This is a genomic window from Streptomyces sp. NPDC030183 (genome assembly GCF_055573455.1).
Window position 1 is genome coordinate 17,170 of record NZ_JBVIBK010000025.1, and the last position, 23,155, is coordinate 40,324.

Sequence of the window (23,155 nt, forward strand, 5' to 3'; positions counted from 1 at the left end):
GTGCGCCACTGCGGCAGCGATCCGGTGGCGTGTCGGCCCGGCAGGGATCAGGTGGCGTGCCGGCCCGGCGGCGATCTGATCCTGTGGCGTCGCGGCGGTGGTCCGTCGGCGGGTCGCGCGGACACGGACGGCCGTCATCCGGTTCCTCCTCGGTGCTCGGGGCGGCCGCTGGCGGACCGCCGGTGCTGTTGTCGAAGACAACAGCACCGGGCACACGAAACACCAGGTGGTGGAGGGGTTGTGCAGTTGCGGGCGGGTAGTGACGCGGACTGTATATCTTCGCCACCATGGGGAACGTCGACGAGGGACCGCACTGCGCGGAGCGGTCCGTCCGCGCCGGCTGGCCCGGCATGCGGGGCAAACGTGTGGTGGTCACCGGCGGCAGCCGGGGCCTGGGGGAGGGCATCGTACGGCTCCTGCTCGCCCAGGGCGCCAGGGTGGCGACCTGCGCGCGGGGGAAGGCGGGACTGGCGGCGCTGCACACGTCCCTGCCGGGGGAGGAGCGGACCCGTCTGTTCACCCAGGAAGTGGACGTGACCAAGCAGGGCGGGCTGGAGGACTTCGTCACCACGGTGGCGAAACGATTCGGCGCAGTCGACGGGGTCGTGGCCTGCGTCGGCGGCTCGCTGGGCGGCGGCTTCGAACAGGCCGACGCCGCCGACTGGTCGGCGACATGGGACCTGAACGTCGGGCACGCGGCTCGCCTCGTACGCTCCGCGCTGCCGCATCTGCGGGCCGCCGGGGGCGGCTCGGTCGTGCTGATCAGCTCGATCTCCGGCTGGAAACCGGGCCGCCCCGCCCAGTACGGGGCGGCCAAGAGCGCCCAGATCCACCTGGCGGCCTCACTCGCCCGCGAACTGGGCCCCGACGGCATCCGCGTCAACGCGGTGTCACCGGGCTCGATGCTGATCCCCGGCCGCCGCTGGGACCGTCTGCGCAGGGAGGACCCGGGAGCGTACGACCGGTTCGTGAGCGCGGAGCTGCCGACCGGCGCACCCGTCACCCCGCACGAGGTGGCACGCGCGGTGGTCTTCCTGCTGTCCGACTGGGCGAGCGGTGTCTCCGGCGTCCACCTGCCCGTGGACCGGGCCCAGAACGCGCCCTCACCGGACGGGTTCTGACGTACCCTCAGCGGACGGCTTCCGGCAACCGGCGCCCGCCGCGCGGCCGGTGGGGTGGCATTCCTGCCCGCCGCGGTCGTCCGTGCGGCTACTGCATCAGCTCCGTGTGCGGGTGCTCCGGAGAGGCCGGGCAGACGTAGAGCTGCTGGCGGTGGCCGCTGCCTATCTGGACGGCGGTGGGCTGTCTCGGAGCGGGGTCGGCGATGGGCGGCGGGACGCGGTGGTCACGGGGGACGCGGCCGCGTTCGTGCGCCTCGATGCCCCGGGCGCGGAAGAAGTCGACCACGGCCTGGGGGTCCGGGCCGGTGGGCGTGGTGGACGGATCCGTGCGGTGGGGCTCCTCGTGGGCCGCCGCCGGGGCCCAGCCGCGCGTGCTGTCGTCCCATTCGAAGGTGGGGACGGTCAGCAGCGGTTCCATCCTGGTGTCGCAGGCGGGGCAGAACCGGGCGATGGGATCGGTGTAGCCCCAGGGGGCCCAGCCGCCGACCTTCAAGCCGGGCGCCACGGACAGGTTGTCCCAGTAGAACTCCTCCGGGCAGGGCTCGTACGAGCTGTCCACGGCGGCGCCGGCCGACTGCCATCTGCTCCAGTCACCGAGCTGGTCCCGCAGTTCCCTGCCCAGTTCCAGGGAGCTGGGGTACTCGGTGATCTGCTCAGGGGCGAGCAGGCACGGCTCGGGCACGTAATGGTCGTACTGCACCACGGACGGTTCCGGGGGAGCGGTGAGGACGTCCACGACCGTGGAGGCGGACCGCCAGAACAGTGCGGTCCGGGGCATGAACGTCAGCGGAGGGTGGTCGAAGGGGCACCACAGCACCTGGAGGAGGTCCGCCCCCGCGGGCGTCCGCAGATCGGGCACGTCGCGCGCGTACAGCTGCACCAGCGGCAGCATCGGCACCGGACCCTCGTACGGGTGGCGGCCCCGCGACCTCTCCGCCGGACGCGTCCTCGGGGGACGGACGCGGGCCAGGGTCTCCCGTTCCTCCGGGGTCAGGCTCCTGCCCTGCGCGGCGGCTCGGATCCGGCGTTCGGCTCTGACGTCCGCCGGGGTCATCGCCGGACTCACCCCGTCCAGTTCGTGCCGGCCCTCGCAGTGCGGCCACGGCTCACCCACGGGCCACAACAGCGGCCCGCCGACCGAACTGTCGCGCGGCGACGGAGCCCCGGGCCGGGGGTGCAGCCGGGTCGCCGTGCGTGCCAGTGGGGCCAGTTCGGGGAAGAGCGCCGTGACGTCGAGCGGTCGCGGCGGAGTGGTCACGGTGACATCCATGGCCGTGATGCTGCCACCAGCCACTGACAGCGGGCACACCGGCCAGGCGTCCCGGTGCGGCCGCGAGCCTCGGGCCGCGAACCTCAGGCCGCCGCCCCCAGCACCACCCGCGACCGGCGTTCGAACTCCTGCACCAACGGCTCGTGGCGACGGGACGCGAGCCGCCCACGGAAGTCGCGCAGCGCCTGGATCGAGCGCTCGCTGTGCACCCCGCTGAGCGCCTCCAGCGCGTCGGTGGCGGTGGCGACGGCCTCGTCGAGGCGGTTCTGCTGAAGGTGCGCCGTGGCGAGCACGGACCGGCTGATGGCCTGACGCCGCCGCCGGTCGGCGTTGGCGCGCACCGACTCGTTCGCGGTGTGCTCCGCCTGCGCGGCCAGGCCGAGATCACGGAAGCAGAGGGCCGACTCCGCCTGCAGATAGTGGTGGTCGAGGAACCGCACCCACGGCGACTCCTGCGCGGCACCCCGGCTCGCGCCGAGCTGCTTCTCCGCCGCCCGCAGCGCCTCCGCCGTCTCCCGTGGACGCCCGAGCGCCGCATGACCCCGCGCCGACATGGCGTGCAGCCGCATCAGCCCGAGGGGACTGCCCGCGTCCCTGGCGGTGGCGACACCGGCCCGCGCCAGCGCCACGCCCTCGTCGGGGCGGCCCAGACTCGTCGCCAGATGGGACAGCCCGGCGAGGATCTGCCCGCCGAGCACATGGTCGCGGCCCTCCGCGCAGAGCCGGAGCCCCTGCGTCATGTACCGCTGCGCCAGCCCGTACTCGCCGGCGTCGTACGAACTCCAGCCGGCCATGGCGGCCAGGCGGGCCGCCGCGGCGAACAGCTCGCGCCGCGGGCCGGCCGGCACGCCGCGCTGGTGCAGCATCGGGATGACCTCGGTGGTCAGATACTGCACGATGCTCGTACGGACGCCGCCGCCCCCGAACTGGTTGTCCATCTCGTCGAACATGCGGATCATCGCGTGGACCTGCTCCACCGGCCCCGCACCCGACACGGACGCCGGCCGGGGCGTGTCACGGCTCTCCACCAGCCACAGCAGCCAGGCCCGCTGAGGGTTCGTCAGCGCCCCCGGTACGAACGGCACCGACCCGAGCAGACTTCTCCGCGAGATGTCGGTCGACCCCAGCTCGGCCAGGGTGTGCAGCGTCTCGGCCACGTTCTCCCCGTACATCAGCGCCCGCCCCGTCACCGGCCGCCCCCGGTCGATCGGAAAGCCGAGATCCGCCGGAGTGAGCGCCCGGCCCAGTCGTTCGCCGAGGACGGCGGCGATCAACTCCGGCGTGTTGCCCCGTGGTTGCTGGCCCTGTAACCAGCGGGTCACCGAGGCCTTGTCGTAGTTGGTCTCCGAGCCCTGGCAGCGGCCCAGCTCATTGACCCGCAGGGCGAGGGAGGCGTACGAACAGCCCGCCTCCTTCAAGGCGGCCGCGAGCGGCTTGTTGGGCCCGCCGGGCGTCTTCACGGGGTTCCTTGCTGATCCGTTGGTCACGGCGGCCATCCAGGAATCGCATCGTGTCGGCGCGCGGCTGTGAACCGGTACCCGCCCTTGCGCCAACTCCGGGGCGGGCCGGAGGAGTTCGAGGGACGCTGCCCGCTCTGTGCGGCAGGTCGCTCGATCACTATGGTGGCCGAACAACTCAGCCCGCAACCGGCGTTCTGATAATTTCAGAATGAACGCCGAGGATCTGTCCTTGTCAATGGATCGCGTGGCACACTGCACGCTGTGAATCCCGCCCGGGAGGTTGCACGTGAGTGAGACCCGCGTTGGAGGGACCGCCCCGGCGGCGCCCACGGTCCTGCGCATGGTTCTCGGTAAGCGGCTCCGGCAGTTACGGGAGCAAGCCGGAGTCTCCTTCGACGAGGCCGCCCGCGCCATCGAGGTCACCGCACTGACCGTCCGCCGCATGGAGAAGGCCGAGGTCGGCCTCCGCATCCCCTACGTGAAGGAGCTGCTGCGCACCTACGGGGTCTCCGACACGGAGATCGACGACTTCCTGTCCCTCGCCCGGGAGGCCAACCAACCCGGCTGGTGGCACAAGTACCGCGATGTGCTCCCCGACTGGTTCAGCGCCTATGTGAGCCTGGAGAGCGAGGCCCAGGTCATCCGCCTCTACGAACCCCAGTACGTCCCCGGCCTGCTGCAGACGCACGACTACGCCGCCGCGCTCCTGCGCGTCGGCTTCCCCAACGCGAGCCCCGAGGACATCGACCGCCGGGTCGCGTTACGGCTCAGACGCCAGGACCTGCTCGTCAAACCCGAGGCGCCCGCCGTCTGGGCCGTCCTCGACGAGACCGTGCTGCGGCGGCCGGTCGGCGGCCCCGAGGTGATGCGGGCCCAGATCGACCGGCTCGTCGAGGCCACCGAGAGACCCAAGATCAGGATCCAGATCATGCGCTTCGCCGCCGGGCCGCACCCCGGCGCGTACGGCCCCTTCCACTACTTCCGCTTCGGCTTCTCCGAACTCCCCGACATCGTCTACACCGAGGGCCTCGCCGGCGCCCAGTACGTCGACCAGCCCACGGACGTCGTGACCTACCTGGAGGTACTGGACCGGATGTCCGTGCAGGCGGAACCGGTGGCCAGAACCAGGGACATCCTGGCGGCACTACGCAAGGAGTTGTGACACATGGCAAGCACACCCGACCGCCCCGTCCACAGCGGCATGCCCGCCCCCGAACTCGGCGCCGAGGGCTGGCGCAAGCCCTGGAGCGGCACCAACGGCGGCTCCTGCGTCGAGGCCAAGCGCCTGCCCGACGGCAGCGTCGCCTTCCGCCAGTCCAAGGACCCGGACGGCCCCGCCCTCGTCTACTCGCGCGAGGAGATCGTGGCGTTCCTCGAAGGAGCCAAGGCCGGACAGGCCGACTTCCTGATCGCCTGACGGGACGCCGCCGCCCCCCCGGGCACCGCCGCCCACCCGCCCGACCGGACTAAGGGATCTCGCGGACGACCCCTCGGGCGCCCGGACCACTACGCCCGCACAACCGGACAACGCCCGCACGGACTCCCCACCCGCTCCGCCCGGCGAGCACACTGGGGAACCCCGTCCGCGGGGCGGGCAACACCACCGCAGGCGCACCACCCGAAGGGAGCGGCATGCGCACGCCGCCTCGTGTCCCCGGTCGAGCCATGCCGACCGTCCGACACGCCGGCCGCCCCGGCCGGGCCGCTCCCGAGGGGCGGGGATGACGCCTCCCCCCACACTCACCCGCTACCGGACCCTGATCGTCGAGGGCCACGAAGGACCGGGCCGGGCCCGGCTGATCGCCGCGCTGGCCCGGCTGGGCTTCCAGATCCGGCACATGCCGCCCGGCCTGCACCACCTCGACCCGGCCCTGCCCTACCGCGAACTCCTCGCCGGACCCGGCCGGCTCGCCGTCGACAGCGGACTGATCGCCGAGCTGGTCCACGGGCCGCTGAGGCGCGGCCGGTCCCGGGTCACCTGGATCCAGGCCCTCGACTTCGCGGAGGCGGTGGCCGAACGCGACGGCGCCATGCTCCACCTGGCCACGACCGGCCGGACCCCCTGCGAGCGGGTCACCTGCGCCGGGGGTCACCCACACGGCGACGAGCAGGTCAGCGAGGCGGCGGAGGCCGCCACCGCGTACGCGCGCGCGTTCGACACCCTCGCCCAGCACGTGCCGGTCGTGACCGTCCACGTCGGCGAGACGAGCCGCCCCATCCGGATCACCGATTCCCGGCGAGCCCAACTCTGGGGCGACACCGAGCAGTTGACGGTAGGTTAGCGACGACCACGCGATGTGAGGCAGGAGAGTCCCATGCCAGACGGCCACCCCACTCCCGACCAGGAAGCCCTGTCGAAGATCGACACCACGGTGCCGCACTCGGCGCGTATCTGGAACTACTGGATGGGCGGCAAGGACAACTACGAGGTCGACCGGGTCGCCGGTGACGCCTACCGGGAGATCGCCCCCAACATCGAGACGATGGCCCGCGCCTCCCGCGTCTACCTCATCCGCACGGTCACCTTCGTGGCCCGTGAGTGCGGCATCCGCCAGTTCCTGGACATCGGCACCGGACTGCCGACCTACGACAACACCCACCAGGTCGCGCAGAAGGTCGCCCCCGAGTCCCGCATCGTCTACGTCGACAACGACCCCTTGGTCCTGCGCCACGCCCAGGCCCTGCTCACCAGCACCCCCGAGGGCGTCACCGACTACGTCGACGCCGATCTGCACGACCCCGACGCGATCCTCGAACACGCCGGGAAGGTCCTCGACTTCGGCAAGCCAGTCGCCCTCATGCTCATGGGCATCCTCGGCCACATCCAGGACTACGAGGAGGCCAAGGACATCGTCCGCCGCCTCCAGGCGGCGCTGCCCTCGGGCAGCTACTTCGTCCACTACGACAGCACCGACACCGACGCCGAGCTCAAGCGCGCGCAGGACGGATACGACGACACCGGTGCCGTCCCCTACGTGCTGCGCAGCCCCCGCCAGCTCACCGCGTACTACGAGGGCCTCGAACTGCTGGAACCCGGCATCGTCTCCTGCCCGCTGTGGCGCCCGGAACCGGGCACCGCCCCGGAACCGACCGACGTGTACGGGGGAGTGGCGTACAAGCCGTGACCCGGCCGCCGGCCTGAGGCCCCGTTCAGGGGAGCGGGGCGGCGGTGACCTTCCCGGTGCCGCTGTGCACATGGCACAGCAGCAGGCACACGTCGTCCTCGTGCTCGGAGTCGTCGAGCAGCGGGTGCAGCAGCAGGTCGGCGGAGCCCTCCAGGTCGTCGTCGAGCGCCGCCGGCCGCAGCGCGCCGAGCGCGGAGGCCAGCCGGTCGATGCCCGGGTCTATGCCCTGGGCCCGGCGCTCCACCAGACCGTCCGTGTACAGCGCGAGCGTGGACCCGGGCGGCAGCGGGACGGTGTGGTCGGCGATCTCCTGGCGCAGCGGGATACCGAGCATCGCCCCCGGTTTGGCGTCCAGCACCCGCACCTCGCCGTCGGGCGAGCGCAGCACCGGCGGCGGATGCCCCGCCGCCGCCCAGGTCAGGGTCGGCTCGTGCGGATGGAAACGGGCGATGACGGCCGTGGCGAACAGGTCGGGCTGCAGATGGTGCAGGAACAGGTGCAGCTGGGTGAGGAGCTGGCCGGGGCTCTTGCCGTCCACCGCGTAGGCGCGCAGCGCGGTGCGCAGCTGGCTCATCATCACGGCGGCGTGCAGACCGTGCCCGGTGACGTCGCCGATCACGGTGATCAGGCTGCCGTCGGGCTGACGGAAGGCGTCGTACCAGTCCCCGCCGATGTTCAGCCCCCGGGTGGCCGGCAGATAGCGCGCCGCGAGCCGCAGCCCCGGTGTCAGGGGCAGCTCGGTGAGCAGGGCACGCTGCAACGTCTCGGCGATGTCCCGGTTGTGCTCGAAGCGCCGGGCGTTCTCCAGGGCGACACCGGCCCGGCGGGCGAGCTCGATCAGCATGAACGCGTCGTCGGCGTCCCAGCGTTCGCCCGGCGGCGACAGGGTGAGCACGCCCAGCGGAGCACCGCGCGTCATCAGGGGCACGCACAGCAGCGGCCGCTCCGGGTCCAGCGCCGACGGAGGCTGGTCATCGACCCCGGGGAGACCGCCGGGATGGTCCGCAGCGTACTGGGGGCGCCCGCGGCGGGCCGCCAGCACGGCGGCGGCCGGGCGCGGGCCGCTCAGGTGCGCGTAGTCGTCCCCGTCGAACAGCCAGACGTCGGCGGTACGGGCGTACCGGGGCACCAGGAGCGTCGGCAGCAGCCGCACGATCTCGTCATGGTTGAGGGACGCCGTCAGGGCGGCGCTGGCGTCGGCGAGGAACGTGAGCCGTCCCCGCGCGTTCTCCGCCTCCTCACGGGCCTTCTGCTCGGCGGCGAACAACTCCCGCTGCGCGCGTCCCGCCGCGTCCAGCTCGGCGTGCAGCGCGAGGACACCCTGGTTCGTCTGGTGCAGCTCCTCACGGTGGAAGGCGACCAGCGCCTCCTGCTCGTCCAGCTTCTCCAGCAGCAGCGCGGCGTCCTCGTCCGCGCCGAACAGGGCCTCCGCCAGCGTCACCGGATCGTCGCCGACATGCCCGGAGTCCGGGAACTCCGCCTCCTGCGCGCAGCCCACGGTGAGCCGCCAGGGCTGCCGGAACTCGCCCGGCCGCTGCGTCGAGGAGGTCACCTCGACGAGGAACCGGCTGCCGGCCGGCGGTGTCGCCGCGGCCCGCGCGGTCAGCAGCCAGGTGCCGCCCTTGGTGAGGCACTGCCGCAGCTGCGCGGTGAGGGCGGTCACCAGCCGGGCGCGATCGGTCGGCGACACCCCGTGGGCCGTGGCCAGCCGCGCGGTGGCGATCCGGGCGCGCGCCGCGTCGGTGACGGAACTGATGGGCCAGGTTCTGGTCATGGGAGGTGATCCGGCGGGGAGGGGCTCAGCACCGCGACACTGGTGTCGTCGCGGACCGGCCGGGCGGGGCTGCTCGCGTCACGCACGATCACGGCGGCGACGACAGCGGGGTCGAGGGCGGGACTGTGGGCTGCCGGGCCGGGGCTCCAGCGAGTCGGAAGACCGTCGCTGTGCAGCACGAGAAGACAGTCGTTCCCCCAGGGCAGCTCGTGCTGCGGCATGGTCGCCGACCGGTGCGCGCCCACTATCCCGGGCCGCGACACCAGGGGCTGCCAGGTCGCTCCGGTCCGCAGCCGCGCCCCTATGTTGCCGACCCCGGTGAAGCGCAACCGCCCGGCCGAGGCGTCGAGTTGGGCGACTGCGACGGCCGCCCCCCGGGTGCCTCGCAGAGCGCCCTCCAGTCGTCGCAGCACCTGCGCGGGCGGCAGATCGGGCACCCGGCGCAGCTCCTCGACCGCGGCCGAGGAGGCGCGTGCCGCCTCGGGGCCGTGGCCCAGCCCGTCGGCGAGGATCAGCGTCGTGAGGTGGTCCGCCCGCACCCACGCCCAGGCGTCACCGGAGAACTCCGCGCCGCCGTACGGGATGTTGACGCCCCCCGCCCGTACGCCGTGCCCCGTGGGACGCGCCGGGGCGCCGCCGCGCCGACGACGGGAACCGAGCCGTGCCAGGGCGACGGTGCCCCGGCCGACCGTGCTGTGCAGATCGAAGTCGTCGGCGACCCGACGACAGGTGCCCAGACCCGCGCCCAGGGAGGAGGTCGTCGAGTACCCGTCCCGCAGCGCCCCCCGCACATCACGCATCCCCGGCCCGTGGTCGATCGCCACGATCTGCACCATCGGGGCCGCGTCGTCGCCCGTGAGGCGCCCGTCCACGACCTCCAGCAGTATCGACCCGCCGTCGGCGTGCTTGAGCAGATTGGTGGCCAGTTCGGTCGCCACGAGCGCCGCCTCGGCGGCCCGGTCCCCGTCCAGCCCGGCCCGTCCGGCCGCGTCCTCCGCGGCCACCCGGGCGTCGCGTACCCGGGTCGAGTCGTGCACCGGCACCTCCCACACGCGGGGCATCATCGCTCCTCGCGCGGACGCGGCGCACTCGGCAACCAGGTCGTCACCGTCACGGTGGTGCCCCCGCCGGGGCGGGTGTCGATGTCGAACTCGTGGACCAGCCGGCGCGCGCCGCCCAGCCCCATCCCGAGGCCCTCACCGGAGGTGAAACCGTCCACGAGAGCCTGGTCGAGGTCCGGGATGCCCGGCCCCTCGTCGCTGAACGCCAGCCGCAGCCCTCGCACGCCACCGCTGGACACCGGCGCACACTGCATCTGACCCCCGCCGCCGTGGATCAGCGTGTTGCGGGCCAGCTCGCTGGCCGCCGTCACCAGTTTCGTCTGTTCGACCAGGCCGAAGCCGAGCTGGGCGGCCGCCTGCCGCACATGCTGCCGTACCCACACCAGATCCAGGTCCGAGTGGATCGGCAGGCAGGCGGAGACGCCGCCGGCGGTCTGCATCACACACTCTCCTGGCGGGTGCGCCCCGGGCGGGGGTGGGACGGGGCCTGGTCGCCGAGCAGACGCATCGCGTCCTCGGTGGTGAGCGCGGTACGCAGCCCGGGCAGCGTCAACCCCAGCTCCACCAGGGTGATGGCCACCGCCGGACGCATGCCCGACACGACGGTCCGGGCGGCGAGCAGACTCGTCTGGGCGGCGATGTCACCGAGCACCCGTCCGAGGAACGAGTCGACGATCTCCACACCCGACAGGTCGATGACGACCCCCGTGGCCCCGCTGCGCGCGACCGTGTCGCTGATGTCCTGCTGCAACTGCTCCGCGGTGCCGTCGTGCAGATCCCCCTGCAACGTCACCAGCAGCACATCGCCCAGCTTCAGGACGGGGACCGGGGCCGCGTACGGGGACGGGCCGCCGTACGGGGAGGGGAAGGCGCCGCTCACCTGTACTCCGAACCGGCGGCCTCGCGCGTGACGATGTCCGTGCCCTGCTCTCGCAGCGCGTACGCGAGGGCGTCCGCGAGGCTGGAGCGGGTCAGCACCGAGCTGAGGTCGATGCCCAGGTGCACGATGGTCTGCGCGATGGCCGGCCGGATCCCGGAGACGATGCACTCGGCGCCCATCAGCCGTGCCGCGGCGACCGTCTTCATCAGGTGCTGGGCCACCAGGGAGTCGACGGTCGGGACACCCGTGATGTCGAGGATGGCGAACCTGGCGTGCTGCTCGACGATGGAGTTCAGCAGCGTCTCCATCACGACCTGGCTGCGCGCGCTGTCCAAGGTGCCGATGAGGGGGACGGCGACGATGCCCTCCCACAGCTTGATCACCGGAGTGGCGACTTCCAGCAGCTGCATCCGCTGCCGGTGGATGACTTCCTCGCCCTCGCTCAGGGCCGTCTCCAGCACCACCAGACGCAGCGTGCCCATCAGGACCGTGAGGGTCGTGGCGCACTCGCGGACGTGTTCCGTGGGCGCGTCGGCGAACTCGGCGAGGAAGAGGTCGGTGACGGGCGGTCGCAGCGCGTCCACCTCGGCGGAGATCTGGGTGATGCTGGAACCCGCCCGCGCCCGGGAGGCGGCCGTCCGTGCGAGCTGGTCGCGAACGACGTGGAAGCCGTCGGACTCCGCGTCCTCGACCCGCTCCGCCGTCGCCACGGCGGCGAGCGCGTCCACGACGGCGCGGCCCGCCTCCACCGCCTCGTCCCGGGAGTGGGTGAAGACGGTACGGAACAGCGCGGCGTCGGCCCAGCGCTGCGCGATCTGTTCCTGGCGGTCGCGCAGGAAGCCGGCCACCTCCTGGGCCGGTGTCCTGCGCTTGTCTGCCGTGTCCTGCTCCGGCACGGGTCTCTCCTCACGTACTGATACGACTCCCCGGTGCGGGGAACGAGTGGGGGGCGTGGTCCTGGGGCGGCGCACCCGGTCATGGCGCCGCCGTACAGCCCGCCGCGCATGAAGAAGAGCCGGTCGCCCGGCTCGACCCCCGGGACCGGCACCGATGCGGGCATCCTCGCCCCGGCGCCCCTTTCGGCCGCGCGACGGCGCGACCGTCCCCGCCGGGAGTGGGGGAGCGGCGCGGGTGGATCCGGCGTCGTCGGCCGACGCGCGCCGGGCCCGTGGACGGGCAGGCGCGGACGGTCCTCGCTCGTATCGCGCGACACCGCCGGGACACGGATCCGCGAGGGCGGCGCCTTCGACGCCAGGAGCGTCCGACCGCCGACCCACCACCGGTCCGACAGGCATCCGAACCCTTCCCACGTGCTTGCCTCGCGCTCACTCTGTTGCTTCCGGCGACAGTTGTCAAACGGCAACCATCGACCTCCTGTGCGACCCCCACGCCGCCCACCGGCGGACACGGCTCAAGCGGGCCGCCCGTCGCCTCCTCCGGCCACTACGCCTCGGCCGACGGCTCGTCCGGCCGGTTCGGCAACCGGCCGGAGTCCACGGCCGCCAGCGCCTCGTCGACGCTGTCCATCGTCGCCACGGTGAGGCTGACCCCCGTGAGATCGAGGATCCGGCGCACGGCCGGCGTCGGGGAGATGACGTACACACCCCCCGGGATCTCCCGCACCTCCTGATAGGTCCGCAGGATGATGTTCATTCCGGACGAGTCCATGAAGGGGACGGCCGAGACATCGAGGAGGAAGTGCCGTCGACCGTGGCTCAGTTGATTCGCCAGATGATGTTGCAGCTCGGTCGCCGTATCGATGTCCAGTTCCCCTTCGATGGTGAGCAGAACAGCGTCCTCGCGCGGCAGATCCACCTTGATCGACAGGGGATTCTGGGCAACGGACACAAGGGCCTCCCACAGGCGCTACCGATCGGGACCGAGTGCCCCGATCAACGGATTCGACGCATCGCTCGGCGACGCGCCCGTGCGCATACCCGCGATTCGACCGTCCACACGGGGCGTGATCAGGCAACTCCCGGTTCCAGAAGACCCGTGCGCAGCCGCTTGATGATGCGGCTGATCAAACGGGACACATGCATCTGGGAGACACCGAGCTGCGCGGCGATCTGGGACTGGGTGAGCTCCTCCACGAACCGCAGATGGATGATCCGGCGCTCGCGCTCGTCGAGCCGGGCGATCAGCGGCGCCAACGAATGGAAGTCCTCGACGAGTTCCAGCGACGGATCCAGCTCGCCGATGAGGTCGCCCAGCACCGTGTCGCCGTCCTCACCGCCGTCGAAGGTGAGCGCCGCGTCCAGCGAGGAGGTGTTGTAGCCGTTGGACGCCTTGCGCGCCTCGATGACCTCCTCCTCGGACAGGGACATCAGCTCCGACAACTCACGGGTCGTCGGCATACGGCCCAGCCGGGACTGCAGCTCGTCCGTGGCCTTGGCCAGCTCCACGCGCGCCTCCTGGAGCCGCCGCGGCACATGCACGGCCCAGCTCGTGTCCCGGAAGAAGCGCTTGATCTCGCCGACGATGTAGGGGACGGCGAACGTCGTGAACTCCACCTCACGGGACAGCTCGAACCGGTCGATGGCCTTGATCAAGCCGATCGTCCCGACCTGGACGATGTCCTCCTGGGAGTCCTCACGGCCGCGGAAGCGCGAGGCGGCGTACCGCACCAGCGAGAGGTTCATCTCGATCAGCGTGTTGCGTACGTACTGGTAGTCGTGCGTCCCCTCGTCCAGCACGGCCAGCCGGTCGAAGAACTGCCGCGACAGCGCCCGAGCGTCCTTCGGCTTGATCCGCGACGGGTCCTCGATCCGCGGCAGCGCCGCCCCCTCGGTCAGAACCGTCTCGTGTGCCGTGGCCGTTCTCCGCGCTGCCGTCACGGCTGCCATGCCGTCCACCCCTTCCGCCCGAATGCTTGCTGCCACCCCCCGCCTGCCCCCGTCTCCCCAAGTCAGTCCCACTCCGCCCCGAAAGGGGCCCCTGGCCTCCGCACTCTGGCCGGAAGTCACCCCCACGGGCCGAGTCCCGGCCGTCCGGCCTCCTCATCGGCCTGCCGCCCGCACCGCAACCGCGCCAAGAAGAATGAGCGCACCGTTGTTTGCCTCCCGATTCGAGGGGCAAACGGTTGTCCACGCCTCCGTTTCGGAGGCACGCCGGAGGAGACGATGTTCCGGGTGCGGGCCTCTCCCGACCGCCCACCGTCCCCTCCGCGAGTCCCTGACCGCGTCGTTCAGGAGCGATTCCGCATGCTGGTCAACGTGTCCGCAAACGGATCCGGTACGTCCGCCCGCCCCGGCACCACCGACAGAAGGGCACACGACGACGCCCCCGACACCGCCTCCGCCTTCGCCCGGCTGGCCGCCATGGACGAGGGACCCGAACGGGACGCCGTACGAGACGCACTCGTACAGGCATGGCTGCCCATGGCGCACCGTATCGCCGGCCGCTTCCGCAACCGTGGCGAGTCGCTGGAGGACCTGCGCCAGGTCGCCGCGATGGGCCTGGTGAAGGCGGTGGACCGCTACGAGCCCGAGCGGGGGGCGTTCGAGAGCTACGCCGTGCCCACGATCACAGGAGAGATCAAACGGCACTTCCGCGACCGGATGTGGACCCTCAGGGTTCCCCGGCGCGTGCAGGACCTGCGCAACAAGGTGCGCGTCGCCCGCCGCGAACTCAGCCAGACCTCCGGCGCCACCGAGCCCTCGGTCGCCGAGATCGCCGCCCACACCGGGCTCACCGAGGAAGAGGTCAACGCGGGGATGGAGGCGCTGGAGAGCTTCAGCGCCCTGTCGCTCGACGCCGAGATGTCCTCGGGGGACGACGGCTACAGCCTCGCCGACACCCTCGGCTCGTGCGACGAGGCGTACGACGTCGTCGTCGACCGGGAGGCGGCGAAGGAAGGACTGCGCCGGCTGCCCGAACGCGAGCGCGCCATCCTCTACATGCGCTTCTTCGAGGACATGACCCAGAACCGTATCGCCGACCGCCTCGGCATCTCCCAGATGCACGTCTCCCGTCTCATCAGCCGCAGCTGCGCACGGGTCCGCGAGGAGGCCCTCGGCCAGTCCGCCGAAACCGGCGGCCGCGACGGCCGGCGCACTCGCGGCGACTGAAGCGACCGCACCACGGTCACCGCGTCGCACTCGGACCACCCGTCCATGAATCCTGTCGTCCAGATCCCCCAGGAGCAGAACAGATGCTGATGCCCCATCCCGCGACCCTGCGCCGGCTCGTCGAGGAGTACGAGTCGCTCAAGGCGTCCGAGGGCGAGCAGAAGGACCCGCAGGCCGCTCGCCGCGCGCAGGATCTCGCGTACACGTTGTGTGTGTCCACGGGCACCCGCGACGTGAGGCAGGCTCTGGAGGCCGCGCGCCGGCAGCTCGCCGCCGCGCAGGCCACCGCAACGGCCGAGCTGTGCGGGCACGGGATGGGAACAAGTGGTGATCTCGACAGCCATGGTCCGGGCCGGAGCGGGTATGCGGCGCTTCATGAACACTGACGCACACACCTGTCGCCGCCCTTCGCTGCCCTCGCGCACACCGTGACGGCGATGGAACGCCGACCGGTCGGCAAGCAGAGCACCGCCCCCACCGAGGGCCCGTCCGTCGCGGCGGCGTGCCCGCCGGTGACCATCACCAGCGCCGCGGCCGCCCGCCGTCATGTGCGCTCGGTCGTGGGGGAGCGGTGGCTCTCGCCGTCCGGACCGCCGAGTGAGGCGGCCATGATCGACCTGCTCCTGGTCGTCTCCGAACTGGTCACCAACGCGGTCCGGCACGGCGGAGGGCTGGCCGGTTTCGACGTGAGCGTCACCGCGGCCGGCGTACGGCTGGCCGTGCGGGACTACAGTCCCGCCGTCCCCGCCGCCGCCCACGGCCCCGGCATGCCGCCCCGCTCCCACGAGGGCAGCGGATACGGCTGGCCGCTGATCAACCGGCTGTCCAGCGAGGTCGACGTCCGCACCCCGGCGTCGGGCGGCAAGACGATCAGTGTTCTGGTACCGCTGACCTGATCGCACCGCCGGATCACACCGGAAAGCGCCCCGGCCACCGGCCGGGGCGCTTCCGCCTGTGCCCTCACAGTCTGTCCGCCCCCTCACCGGGCGGGAAGGCGTCTCACCAGGGCAGGAAGACGTGGATGTCCTTGCCCCGCTCCTTGCCCTCGCCGTCGTGCACCACCACGCTCACCTCGTCGCACAGCGTGTGGATCAGATACCAGCCGATACCGCCGCCGCCCTTGCTCGGATGGAAGGGGCGCGGCTCCGGCGAGGTGACGCTCGTGTCGTGCATCATCACGTGCACCCCGTCGTACGTGCGGCGCATGGTGAGCTCGAACGGCCCCGGGGCGTACTGCACCGCGTTCGCGGCCAGCTCGGTCACCACCAGCAGGATGTCGTCCCAGTGCTCCTGGGCGGAGGGCAGGGACGTACGGGACAGCGCGCCGAGGAACTCCTCGGCTGTCGCACGGGCACCCGTCACGTCGCCGAGTTCTCCGTCGAAGGCGGCGTGGCTCCTCTGAATCTCCTCGGAAGGCAGTTTGTCGTCCCAACACGGCTCTGTTGCCATCTCGTCTTTCCCCGCTCGGCTCATCGAAGGCGAACGCGACGTCGCGTTCCTCTCCGAGGCACGTGCTTCCCCCGATGAGAGCGGCTACGCGTTCGAAATGGTAGGGATGTGTGGGGCATTGGGGAAGACAGTGGCCTCATGCCGCTCTCGCCGTACGAGTGCCCGTTACCGCCCAGCCGACTCACCTTCTTCGGCAGGTGTCCGCAGAACCAGCAGCGCCACGTCGTCGTCGTTGTCCGCGGGACGCGCGCGCTCCAGCAGCAGGTCGCAGAACACATGCAGAGGACGGTGGGCGAGCGCCGCGGCGTGCTGCCGCAGCCGGGCCATGCCCCGGTCCAGGACGTGCCCGGGCGATTCGATCAGGCCGTCCGTGTACAGCACCAGCGTGGCCAGCGGCGGCAGCGGTGTCAGCGTGTCACCACGGCTGCGGCTGAGACCGGTGCCGAGCAGATGGTCGTGCTCCTCGTCGAGGAACGCGGACCGCCCGTCGTGCGTGATCAGCAACGGCGGCGGATGACCGGCGTTGGTCCACCGCAGCGCCCACCCTCCGGCGCTCCGCTCCACCCTGCCGAAGATCAAGGTCGCCATGGACGCCTCGGCCACGTTCACCACCGCCTGGTCCAGCCGCTCCACGATGTCGCTCGGCGGCTCCTCCAGCGCCCAGGCGTAGGCGCGGAGCATGTTGCGGACCTGCGCCATCCCGGCGGCCGCGTCGATGTTGTGCCCGACGACGTCCCCGATGGCCACCGCCGTCGCCCCGTCGGCCAGCGGGAACGCGTCGTACCAGTCGCCGCCGACCTGCGCCGACTGCGACGCCGGCACATACCGGGCGGCCATGCTCAGCCCCGGCACCTCGGGCAGCTGCGGGAGCAGGTGCCGCTGCATGGTCTCGGCGATGTGCCGCTGCCGCTGGTACAGCCGGGCGTTCTCCAGTGCCAGCCCCGCCCGCCGGGCGATGTCCTCCAGCAGCGACAGCTCGGCGTCCGTCATCGCCCCGGAATCGGCGTTGCGGCCCAGTGTGAGGGCGCCCAGCACCGCGCGCGGCCCCCTGATGGGCGCGATCGCGGCCGAGCGCATCCCCGTCACCTTGAACAGCCGCTGCTGCGCCACCGCGATCCCCGAGTCCGGCGGCCCCTGGTACGTCTCCGGCCCCGCCAGGGTGGACGCCGCCCCGCGCAGCGCCCGCGACAGCGGCATGAGCGACTCCTCGTGCACCGGCGGCAGCGGGCCCTCCAGTTCCTCGCACCGCACCACGGCACCGCCCTGATGGGTCGCGACCGTGGTCCGCCAGACGTCCTCGCTCTCGGTGATCAGGTCGACCACCGCCCAGTCCGCTAGCCGCGGCACCACCAGCCGCACCAGCCGGGCCACGGCCTCCTCGGAGTCCAGCGTGGACGTCAGCCGGGTCGTCGTCTCGGCGAGCAGCGCCAGCCGGTCCAGCTGCGACAGCGTCGGCGAGGACGCCGTCGAGGGGAGCCCTTCCTCGGGGTCCGTCTCGTAGAACAGGACCGCCGCGCCCAGGACGCCCCCGTCCAGCTTGCACGGGGTGACCAGCCAGGACACCGGCAGCAGCGTGCCGTCGCCGCGGGCGAACCACTCGTGCTGCCCGCCGCGCGTACTGCCGCCGAGGAACGCGTGCATCATGGGGCAGGCCGCCCGTGGTTTGCTCTGCCCCAGGCTGTCCCGGTGCAGCAGGTCGTGGGCGTCCCGGCCGACGAGCCCGGCGGCGGTACGGCCGAGCAGGAACTCCGCCCGGGTGTTCACCGCGACGATCGAGCCATGGTCGTCCACCACGTACATGCCCGCGTGGACCAGGTCGGGCAGTTCGCCCGGTGACCGCACCGCGGGACCGAGCGGCCGCCCGGCGGTGTGGTCAGGACTCCACGCGCTCATGCTCGGGTTCCTTGCCTTCGAGACTGCCAACGGGGCCGTCGGCCCCTCGCCGGGAGAGGGGAGTGCCGACACACGCTCGGAACGCAATACCCCGTCCGTGCCGACCTACGCGCACGACATCTTCGCCCAGTGAGGGCCACCCGACCAGGGGGACCTCTATGCCTGAGTCTGCCGTACGCAGGCGGCTACCACCTCACGCAGACTGCCCGTCCGCTCCATCACCTCCCGCTGCACTCGCGCCCCGTTGCCCCGCCGCGACAGCGTGGCGACCGACTCCCGGACCAGATCGAGATCGCCGTTGTCCGCGAGGGCCTCCTCGACGTGGTCCAGCAGCGAGCGGATCACCTCACCGGCGGCCCGAGGACGCATCGTCGCCGGGTCCAGCAGGTTCCCCGTCATACCGGACCGGCTGGCCCGCCACCGGGCCAGCCGCAGCAGCCCGGGGGTGTGGCCGAACGGTTCCCGGCCGGCCCGCCACTCCCGTGCGGCGGTGTCGACGAGCCCCCGGATCAGTGCCGCTACGAGCACCGCCGTGTCGGGGTGCAGGCACACGTCCGCGACCCTGACCTCCACGGTCGGATACCGCTGGGACAGCCGCGCCTCGAAGTACACCATCCCCTCGTCCCGGACGACCTCCGTGGCCGTCAGCTCCTCCACGCACCGGTGGTACCGCTCGGCCGAGCCGAAGATCTCGGTGGGACCCGCCATCGGCCACATGTCCCACACCTGACTGCGGTAACTGGCGTACCCGCTGTCCCGGCCCTGCCAGAACGGCGAGTTCGCGCTGAGCGCCGTCAGCACGGACAGCCACGGCCGGATACGGTCCAGCACCGCGACGCCCTCGTCCTCGGACTCCACTGATACATGTACATGACATCCGCAGACCAGCTGCACCTGGGTGTCGAGCCCGAACTCCCGGGCCATCCACTGGTACCTGCTGTTCATCGTGATCGTCGGGTGCACGGGCAGCGGCGAGGTGGCCAGCGCCACGACAGCCCCGCCGACCTCCTCGGCGTGCCGTGCCGCGTCCTTGCGGCAGCGGACGATCTCCGATCCCAGGTCCGTCATCGCCGACTGCGGATGCGTGGCGAACTCGACCTGCTCGTCATGCAGCTCCTTCTCGAACACGTCCTGCCCCGTGCCGTCTCGCGAGGCGCGCGCGAGCACCGCCGCGGCCCTGGCCTGAGGCTCACCGGTCTCCGGATCGACCAAGAGGAGTTCTTCTTCCACTCCGACGGTACGCACGTGATCTGGCCCTTCTCCCATGAGGTGGTGACAGCCGTGTGCCCTCGGACGGGGCCGGGACACCTGTTCGTCGATCGGCACACGCGCCGTGTACGCCGCTGAGGTCCGGGTACCCGTGCTGCGCTCCGGAAGCCGCGCCGGACCGGCGTGGCACCAGCCCCCGACCAAGGAGGAGGAGAACGTGACCAGCACAGCTGAGACCGGCCATGTGACCGGCACGGCCGACAAGGACTACAACCTGATCTGGTACGTCGAGGCCTGCCTGGAGAACGCGCTGCGTCTCGAGACCTACATCCAGGACGCGGAGCGGGCCGGCGACAACGAGGTGGCCGAGCTGTTCCGCAAGGCACAGGCCGACAGCCGCAAGGGAGCCGAACTCGGCAAGCAACTGCTGAGCCGACGCCTGGCGGGCTGACCGGCAGCGGGGACATCCCCACGCCCGGGTGAGGACCCCTCACCCGGGCGTACCCCTGTCCGGGCCCGCACCAGCGGAAGCCGTACGGGGGACTCCCGGCACCGAGGAGCCCACCCCGGGTCGGAACGGGTGTTGTCGGAACGGCTCCGCGCAGCCCAGGATGCTGCGATGACCCGACCCGCGGCGCCCGCCGCAGTACGCCCCTACCGGCCCGAGGACGCCGAGGCCCTCCACGAGATCTGCGTCCGCACCGCCCACAACGGCAAGGACAGCCGCCCCCACTACGCCGACCCCGACATCTTCCCGGCGATCTTCGCGACGCCCTACGCCCACCTGGAACCCGACCTGACCTTCGTCCTGGACGACGGCGAGGGCCGGGCCGTCGGCTACATCCTCGGCACCGCGGACACCCCCGCCTTCGTGGCGGACTTCCGTACGAAGTGGCTGCCCCGCGTGGCGGACCGCTTCCCCGAGCCGCCCTCCCCACCGGGCACCCCCGACGAGGCGATCACCGAGCTGCTGTACCGCCCCGAGCGCATGCTCGTCCCCGAGGTGGCCGCCTACCCCGCCCATCTGCACATCGACCTGCTCCCCGCCTGGCAGGGGCAGGGCCACGGCCGAGCCCTGATGAACACCTTCCTGGGGGCCCTGCGCGAGAGAGCGGTGCACGCCGTCCACCTCTCCATGCTGACCGCCAACACCCCGGCCCGCGCCTTCTACGAGCGCCTGGGCTTCCACGAGATCGACGTCCCGGACCCGGGCCCGGTGACGTACCTGGGCCGCACGACGTAGCACCCCGGCCTCCCCGCGAGCGCCGCACGATTGACAGACCGTCAGGCGGCGGTTAGGCAATCAGCTGACGCCGCCGCTCGGGAGCCCCACCATTTCAGCACCTGCCCCGAACCCGTCGGGCCCTTCGCCCGAAGCCCGCATGCTGGACTCGCTCAGCCAGATGTACGACGGGTTCACCGCGGCCCGCCTCACCCAGGCGGGAGTGCGCCCCGGCGCCCGCTGCCTGGAGATCGGGGCGGGCTCCGGCACGGTGGTCGTCTGGATGGCCGAGCGGGTCGGCCCGACCGGGGAGGTGATCGCCACGGACCTTCGACCGCAGCACATCGTTCGGCACCCTCGGCTGACCGCCGTGCGCCATGACGTGACCACCGACCCACTCCCGGACGGGGCGTTCGCGCGGGCGTACCGCGTCTTCGAACGGTACGAGACCGCGATACTCACCGCCCTCAGGGCCAGGGGCAACGACCCGACCCGGGCCGGGACCGTCCACCGGGCCATGCGCGACCTCGGCCTCACGGACGTCACCAGCGAGGGCTGGCAGGGCTCCCACGAGGGCGGTACCGGCTCCTGCCTCATGGCGTACGTGAGCTCGACCGAGCTACGGGAACAGCTGATCGAGGCCGGCATGGCGCCCGAGGACCTCGACCTCATGGCCACGCTCGCCCTCGACCCACGCCTAACACTGCGCGGCACCCTCCTGTTGTCCACCAGCGGAAGGAGGCCCCGAGGTCGGGCGGACGGGCGCGGTGCGCTGTCCCGGGAATCCGGTGGACACGGATCACGGGAGCGGCAGACTGACCCTCATGACCGCACCTGACCCCACGAGTGCCGCACATCTGACGCGTGCCGCAGACCCCACCGGCCCCAAGTCCGATCTCCGCTTCTATCTCCAGTCGGCCCGCGACGCCCTGCTCTGGAAGCTGGAAGGTCTCTCGGAGAACGACGTCCGCCGCCCGATGACTCCCACCGGCACCAACCTCCTCGGCCTGGTCAAGCACGCCGCCTCCGTCGAACTCGGTTACCTGGGCGACACCTTCGGGCGCCCGTCGGGTGAACCGCTGCCCTGGCTCGACGACGACGCGGAGCCGAACGCGGACATGTGGGCCACCGCGGAGGAGTCCCGGGCGCACCTCGTGGACCTCTACCGCCGGGCCTGGGCGCACGCGGACGCGACGATCGACGCGCTGCCCCTCGACACGGTCGGCAGGGTGCCGTGGTGGCCGAGCGGCCGCGACGAGGTGACCCTCCACCACGCCGTCGTCCGGGTGACGGCCGACACCCAGCGCCATGCCGGCCACGCCGACATCATCAGGGAACTGCTGGACGGAGCCGTGGGAATGAGCGAGACCAACACGGGTCTCGTGCCGGGGGGCGCGGCATGGTGGGAGAACTACAGGAACCGACTGGAACTGGCGGCGAAGGAAGCCGACCGCGACGACTGACGCGGCGAGTCCACCCGACGGCCCGGAGCCCGACCGGACGATCAGCGCTCCCTGCGAGCCCTCCGGTAGGCACGGGCCGACAATCGCAAGGTGCCGAGCGGGGGTGGGGATGCCGAGCCGCGCAGCAGCCCGGCGCCCCGCCGCAGCGCCGCGCCCGCGGTCGGCTTGGACGCCAGCCGCCGAGTGAGCAGATCGTAGGCACTCCCGCCGTCCGTGTCCGAGACCCCGCTTCCGTACCGCGGCGGACCGGCGCGCGTTGCGCGCGCATACGGGCCGAAGGTCCACCGCGGTCGTTCACTGTCCAACCGGCACCTACGGGGTGAAGACCTCTTCGAGGCGGTCGATGGCTCCGTTGTCCCCGAGGTGGTACGTGAAGACGAGCCCCGAGTTCGGGTTCGCGTCGAGCCAGTCGAGGAACTCCTGGACGCCGATCTTCTGGTTCGTGGTGCTCTCGACGATGGGGTTGGTCACGGTGACGTACGCGGCCTGGTCCATCGGGATGTACGTCTCCTTGCCGACCGTCTCGAACGGCGCCCCGTCCGAGTCGGGGGTCCCGCACCCCCAGTTGCCGTGCTTGACGATCAGGTTCAGCGACCCGCCCTCCGGGGTGTAGCGGTAGACCGCGATCTCGTCGGGGGAGATGGGCATCTTGTGGTCGCAGTCGTCACCGTCGCCCGCACCGCCTCCGCCGCCCCCGGACCCCGTCGTCGCGGGCTCGGACGGCTTGGAGGTGACCGGAGCGCCGCCGCCCGACTTCCCGCCGCTGTCCGCGTCCGAGCCCCCGTCCGCGTCCGTGCCCGTGGAAGCCTTCGCCCCTGACGTACCGCTCGTCGTACCGGCGTTCGCCCCCTTCTTGCCCCCCTTGTCGGCGCCGCTCGTCGCCGTCACGCTCGGCTGTGCGTCGCCGCCGGTGTCCTCCGTGCCGCCGTCCCCGGAGCAACCCGTCAGGCCCAGCGCCGCTACGGCGCACACGCTCAACACGGCAGTCCGGACGGCCCCGGGTCTGCGGCGGCTCTTCCTCGGCGTCAGGTTCAATTTTCCGCCCCCCACTTCGGTGGTTCGAGTGCTCTCCGAGCCCCGTCGGCTCGGTGGAGAGGGACGCGTTCCAGCCATCGGCAGGCGCACGTCCTGGCTAGATTCTGCACGCCGCCCGCCGAC

Annotated in this window: 25 protein-coding genes; 12 read left to right on the top strand and 13 right to left on the bottom strand. The window is 71.9% G+C overall.

Annotated elements, in window-relative coordinates; all coding sequences use genetic code 11:
* Window positions 1-287 precede the first annotated feature (287 nt).
* A complete protein-coding gene (locus tag ACZ4Z2_RS27805; protein WP_468079595.1) occupies window positions 288-1,121 on the top strand; it encodes an SDR family NAD(P)-dependent oxidoreductase in 834 nt (277 codons plus the stop codon).
* An 88-nt stretch (window positions 1,122-1,209) separates the two neighbouring features.
* Here ACZ4Z2_RS27805 and ACZ4Z2_RS27810 read toward each other — a convergent pair whose 3' ends face one another.
* Both ACZ4Z2_RS27810 and ACZ4Z2_RS27815 read right to left on the bottom strand, forming a co-directional pair.
* The gene (locus ACZ4Z2_RS27810) at window positions 1,210-2,391 is read right to left on the bottom strand and encodes a hypothetical protein (protein WP_468079597.1); all 1,182 of its coding nucleotides are present in this window, start codon (window positions 2,389-2,391) and stop codon (window positions 1,210-1,212) included.
* Window positions 2,392-2,474: 83 nt separating this feature from the next.
* Window positions 2,475-3,887, bottom strand: a complete 1,413-nt coding sequence (locus ACZ4Z2_RS27815) for a hypothetical protein (RefSeq protein WP_468079599.1) — start codon at window positions 3,885-3,887, stop codon at window positions 2,475-2,477.
* Window positions 3,888-4,191: 304 nt separating this feature from the next.
* On the opposite strand from ACZ4Z2_RS27815, the gene ACZ4Z2_RS27820 reads away from it, so the two are divergent.
* From ACZ4Z2_RS27820 to ACZ4Z2_RS27835, 4 genes are all read left to right on the top strand, one after another.
* Complete coding sequence (locus ACZ4Z2_RS27820; RefSeq protein WP_468079600.1) at window positions 4,192-5,013, top strand: helix-turn-helix domain-containing protein; 822 nt, start codon at window positions 4,192-4,194, stop codon at window positions 5,011-5,013.
* Window positions 5,014-5,016: 3 nt separating this feature from the next.
* Window positions 5,017-5,268, top strand: a complete 252-nt coding sequence (locus tag ACZ4Z2_RS27825) for a DUF397 domain-containing protein (protein ID WP_468079602.1) — start codon at window positions 5,017-5,019, stop codon at window positions 5,266-5,268.
* A gap of 304 nt (window positions 5,269-5,572) precedes the next feature.
* On the top strand, window positions 5,573-6,133 hold the full coding sequence (locus tag ACZ4Z2_RS27830; RefSeq protein WP_468079604.1) for a hypothetical protein: 561 nt from the start codon (window positions 5,573-5,575) through the stop codon (window positions 6,131-6,133).
* Between the two features lie 33 nt (window positions 6,134-6,166).
* Window positions 6,167-6,976 (top strand): SAM-dependent methyltransferase, encoded by an 810-nt coding sequence (locus tag ACZ4Z2_RS27835; RefSeq protein WP_468079606.1) that lies wholly within the window; start codon window positions 6,167-6,169, stop codon window positions 6,974-6,976.
* Window positions 6,977-7,001: 25 nt separating this feature from the next.
* Here the strand turns inward: ACZ4Z2_RS27835 and ACZ4Z2_RS27840 are convergent, their stop codons facing one another.
* The 7 genes from ACZ4Z2_RS27840 to ACZ4Z2_RS27870 all read right to left on the bottom strand — a co-directional run bounded on the left by ACZ4Z2_RS27840 (window position 7,002) and on the right by ACZ4Z2_RS27870 (window position 13,537).
* Window positions 7,002-8,750 (bottom strand): PP2C family protein-serine/threonine phosphatase, encoded by a 1,749-nt coding sequence (locus ACZ4Z2_RS27840; protein WP_468079608.1) that lies wholly within the window; start codon window positions 8,748-8,750, stop codon window positions 7,002-7,004.
* On the bottom strand, window positions 8,747-9,811 hold the full coding sequence (locus tag ACZ4Z2_RS27845) for a SpoIIE family protein phosphatase (RefSeq protein ID WP_468079763.1): 1,065 nt from the start codon (window positions 9,809-9,811) through the stop codon (window positions 8,747-8,749). The genes ACZ4Z2_RS27840 and ACZ4Z2_RS27845 overlap by 4 nt, the downstream gene beginning before the upstream one ends.
* Window positions 9,811-10,251 carry an anti-sigma regulatory factor gene (locus ACZ4Z2_RS27850; protein WP_468079610.1) on the bottom strand — a complete coding sequence of 147 codons (441 nt, stop codon included), beginning with the start codon at window positions 10,249-10,251 and terminating at the stop codon, window positions 9,811-9,813. The genes ACZ4Z2_RS27845 and ACZ4Z2_RS27850 overlap by 1 nt, the downstream gene beginning before the upstream one ends.
* Window positions 10,251-10,691 (bottom strand): STAS domain-containing protein, encoded by a 441-nt coding sequence (locus ACZ4Z2_RS27855; protein WP_468079612.1) that lies wholly within the window; start codon window positions 10,689-10,691, stop codon window positions 10,251-10,253. Before ACZ4Z2_RS27855 ends, ACZ4Z2_RS27850 begins: the two co-directional genes overlap by 1 nt.
* A complete protein-coding gene (locus ACZ4Z2_RS27860) occupies window positions 10,688-11,587 on the bottom strand; it encodes an STAS domain-containing protein (RefSeq protein WP_468079614.1) in 900 nt (299 codons plus the stop codon). Before ACZ4Z2_RS27860 ends, ACZ4Z2_RS27855 begins: the two co-directional genes overlap by 4 nt.
* A 547-nt stretch (window positions 11,588-12,134) precedes the next feature.
* Window positions 12,135-12,539 carry an STAS domain-containing protein gene (locus tag ACZ4Z2_RS27865; RefSeq protein ID WP_468079616.1) on the bottom strand — a complete coding sequence of 135 codons (405 nt, stop codon included), beginning with the start codon at window positions 12,537-12,539 and terminating at the stop codon, window positions 12,135-12,137.
* A 119-nt stretch (window positions 12,540-12,658) separates the two neighbouring features.
* The gene (locus ACZ4Z2_RS27870; protein ID WP_468079618.1) at window positions 12,659-13,537 is read right to left on the bottom strand and encodes an RNA polymerase sigma factor SigF; all 879 of its coding nucleotides are present in this window, start codon (window positions 13,535-13,537) and stop codon (window positions 12,659-12,661) included.
* A gap of 357 nt (window positions 13,538-13,894) precedes the next feature.
* On the opposite strand from ACZ4Z2_RS27870, the gene ACZ4Z2_RS27875 reads away from it, so the two are divergent.
* The 3 genes from ACZ4Z2_RS27875 to ACZ4Z2_RS27885 all read left to right on the top strand — a co-directional run bounded on the left by ACZ4Z2_RS27875 (window position 13,895) and on the right by ACZ4Z2_RS27885 (window position 15,657).
* On the top strand, window positions 13,895-14,761 hold the full coding sequence (locus ACZ4Z2_RS27875) for a SigB/SigF/SigG family RNA polymerase sigma factor (protein ID WP_468079619.1): 867 nt from the start codon (window positions 13,895-13,897) through the stop codon (window positions 14,759-14,761).
* Window positions 14,762-14,844: 83 nt separating this feature from the next.
* Window positions 14,845-15,147 carry a DUF5133 domain-containing protein gene (locus tag ACZ4Z2_RS27880; RefSeq protein WP_468079620.1) on the top strand — a complete coding sequence of 101 codons (303 nt, stop codon included), beginning with the start codon at window positions 14,845-14,847 and terminating at the stop codon, window positions 15,145-15,147.
* A 51-nt stretch (window positions 15,148-15,198) separates the two neighbouring features.
* Window positions 15,199-15,657, top strand: a complete 459-nt coding sequence (locus tag ACZ4Z2_RS27885; RefSeq protein ID WP_468079622.1) for an ATP-binding protein — start codon at window positions 15,199-15,201, stop codon at window positions 15,655-15,657.
* Window positions 15,658-15,760: 103 nt separating this feature from the next.
* Here the strand turns inward: ACZ4Z2_RS27885 and ACZ4Z2_RS27890 are convergent, their stop codons facing one another.
* The 3 genes from ACZ4Z2_RS27890 to ACZ4Z2_RS27900 all read right to left on the bottom strand — a co-directional run bounded on the left by ACZ4Z2_RS27890 (window position 15,761) and on the right by ACZ4Z2_RS27900 (window position 19,348).
* Window positions 15,761-16,210 (bottom strand): ATP-binding protein, encoded by a 450-nt coding sequence (locus ACZ4Z2_RS27890; RefSeq protein ID WP_468079623.1) that lies wholly within the window; start codon window positions 16,208-16,210, stop codon window positions 15,761-15,763.
* A 165-nt stretch (window positions 16,211-16,375) separates the two neighbouring features.
* Window positions 16,376-18,103 carry a SpoIIE family protein phosphatase gene (locus tag ACZ4Z2_RS27895; RefSeq protein ID WP_468079624.1) on the bottom strand — a complete coding sequence of 576 codons (1,728 nt, stop codon included), beginning with the start codon at window positions 18,101-18,103 and terminating at the stop codon, window positions 16,376-16,378.
* Window positions 18,104-18,259: 156 nt separating this feature from the next.
* The gene (locus tag ACZ4Z2_RS27900) at window positions 18,260-19,348 is read right to left on the bottom strand and encodes a glutamate--cysteine ligase 2 (protein ID WP_468079626.1); all 1,089 of its coding nucleotides are present in this window, start codon (window positions 19,346-19,348) and stop codon (window positions 18,260-18,262) included.
* 181 nt (window positions 19,349-19,529) lie between these two features.
* Between ACZ4Z2_RS27900 and ACZ4Z2_RS27905 the strand changes: the two genes are divergently transcribed.
* The 4 genes from ACZ4Z2_RS27905 (at window position 19,530) to ACZ4Z2_RS27920 (ending at window position 21,997) form a co-directional block, all read left to right on the top strand.
* Window positions 19,530-19,763, top strand: a complete 234-nt coding sequence (locus tag ACZ4Z2_RS27905; protein ID WP_468079627.1) for a hypothetical protein — start codon at window positions 19,530-19,532, stop codon at window positions 19,761-19,763.
* Window positions 19,764-19,931: 168 nt separating this feature from the next.
* The gene (locus ACZ4Z2_RS27910; RefSeq protein WP_468079629.1) at window positions 19,932-20,555 is read left to right on the top strand and encodes a GNAT family N-acetyltransferase; all 624 of its coding nucleotides are present in this window, start codon (window positions 19,932-19,934) and stop codon (window positions 20,553-20,555) included.
* 139 nt (window positions 20,556-20,694) lie between these two features.
* Complete coding sequence (locus tag ACZ4Z2_RS27915; RefSeq protein ID WP_468079631.1) at window positions 20,695-21,372, top strand: hypothetical protein; 678 nt, start codon at window positions 20,695-20,697, stop codon at window positions 21,370-21,372.
* Complete coding sequence (locus tag ACZ4Z2_RS27920) at window positions 21,359-21,997, top strand: DinB family protein (RefSeq protein WP_468079632.1); 639 nt, start codon at window positions 21,359-21,361, stop codon at window positions 21,995-21,997. The genes ACZ4Z2_RS27915 and ACZ4Z2_RS27920 overlap by 14 nt, the downstream gene beginning before the upstream one ends.
* A gap of 312 nt (window positions 21,998-22,309) precedes the next feature.
* Here ACZ4Z2_RS27920 and ACZ4Z2_RS27925 read toward each other — a convergent pair whose 3' ends face one another.
* A complete protein-coding gene (locus ACZ4Z2_RS27925) occupies window positions 22,310-22,969 on the bottom strand; it encodes a hypothetical protein (protein WP_468079633.1) in 660 nt (219 codons plus the stop codon).
* Window positions 22,970-23,155: the final 186 nt, after the last annotated feature.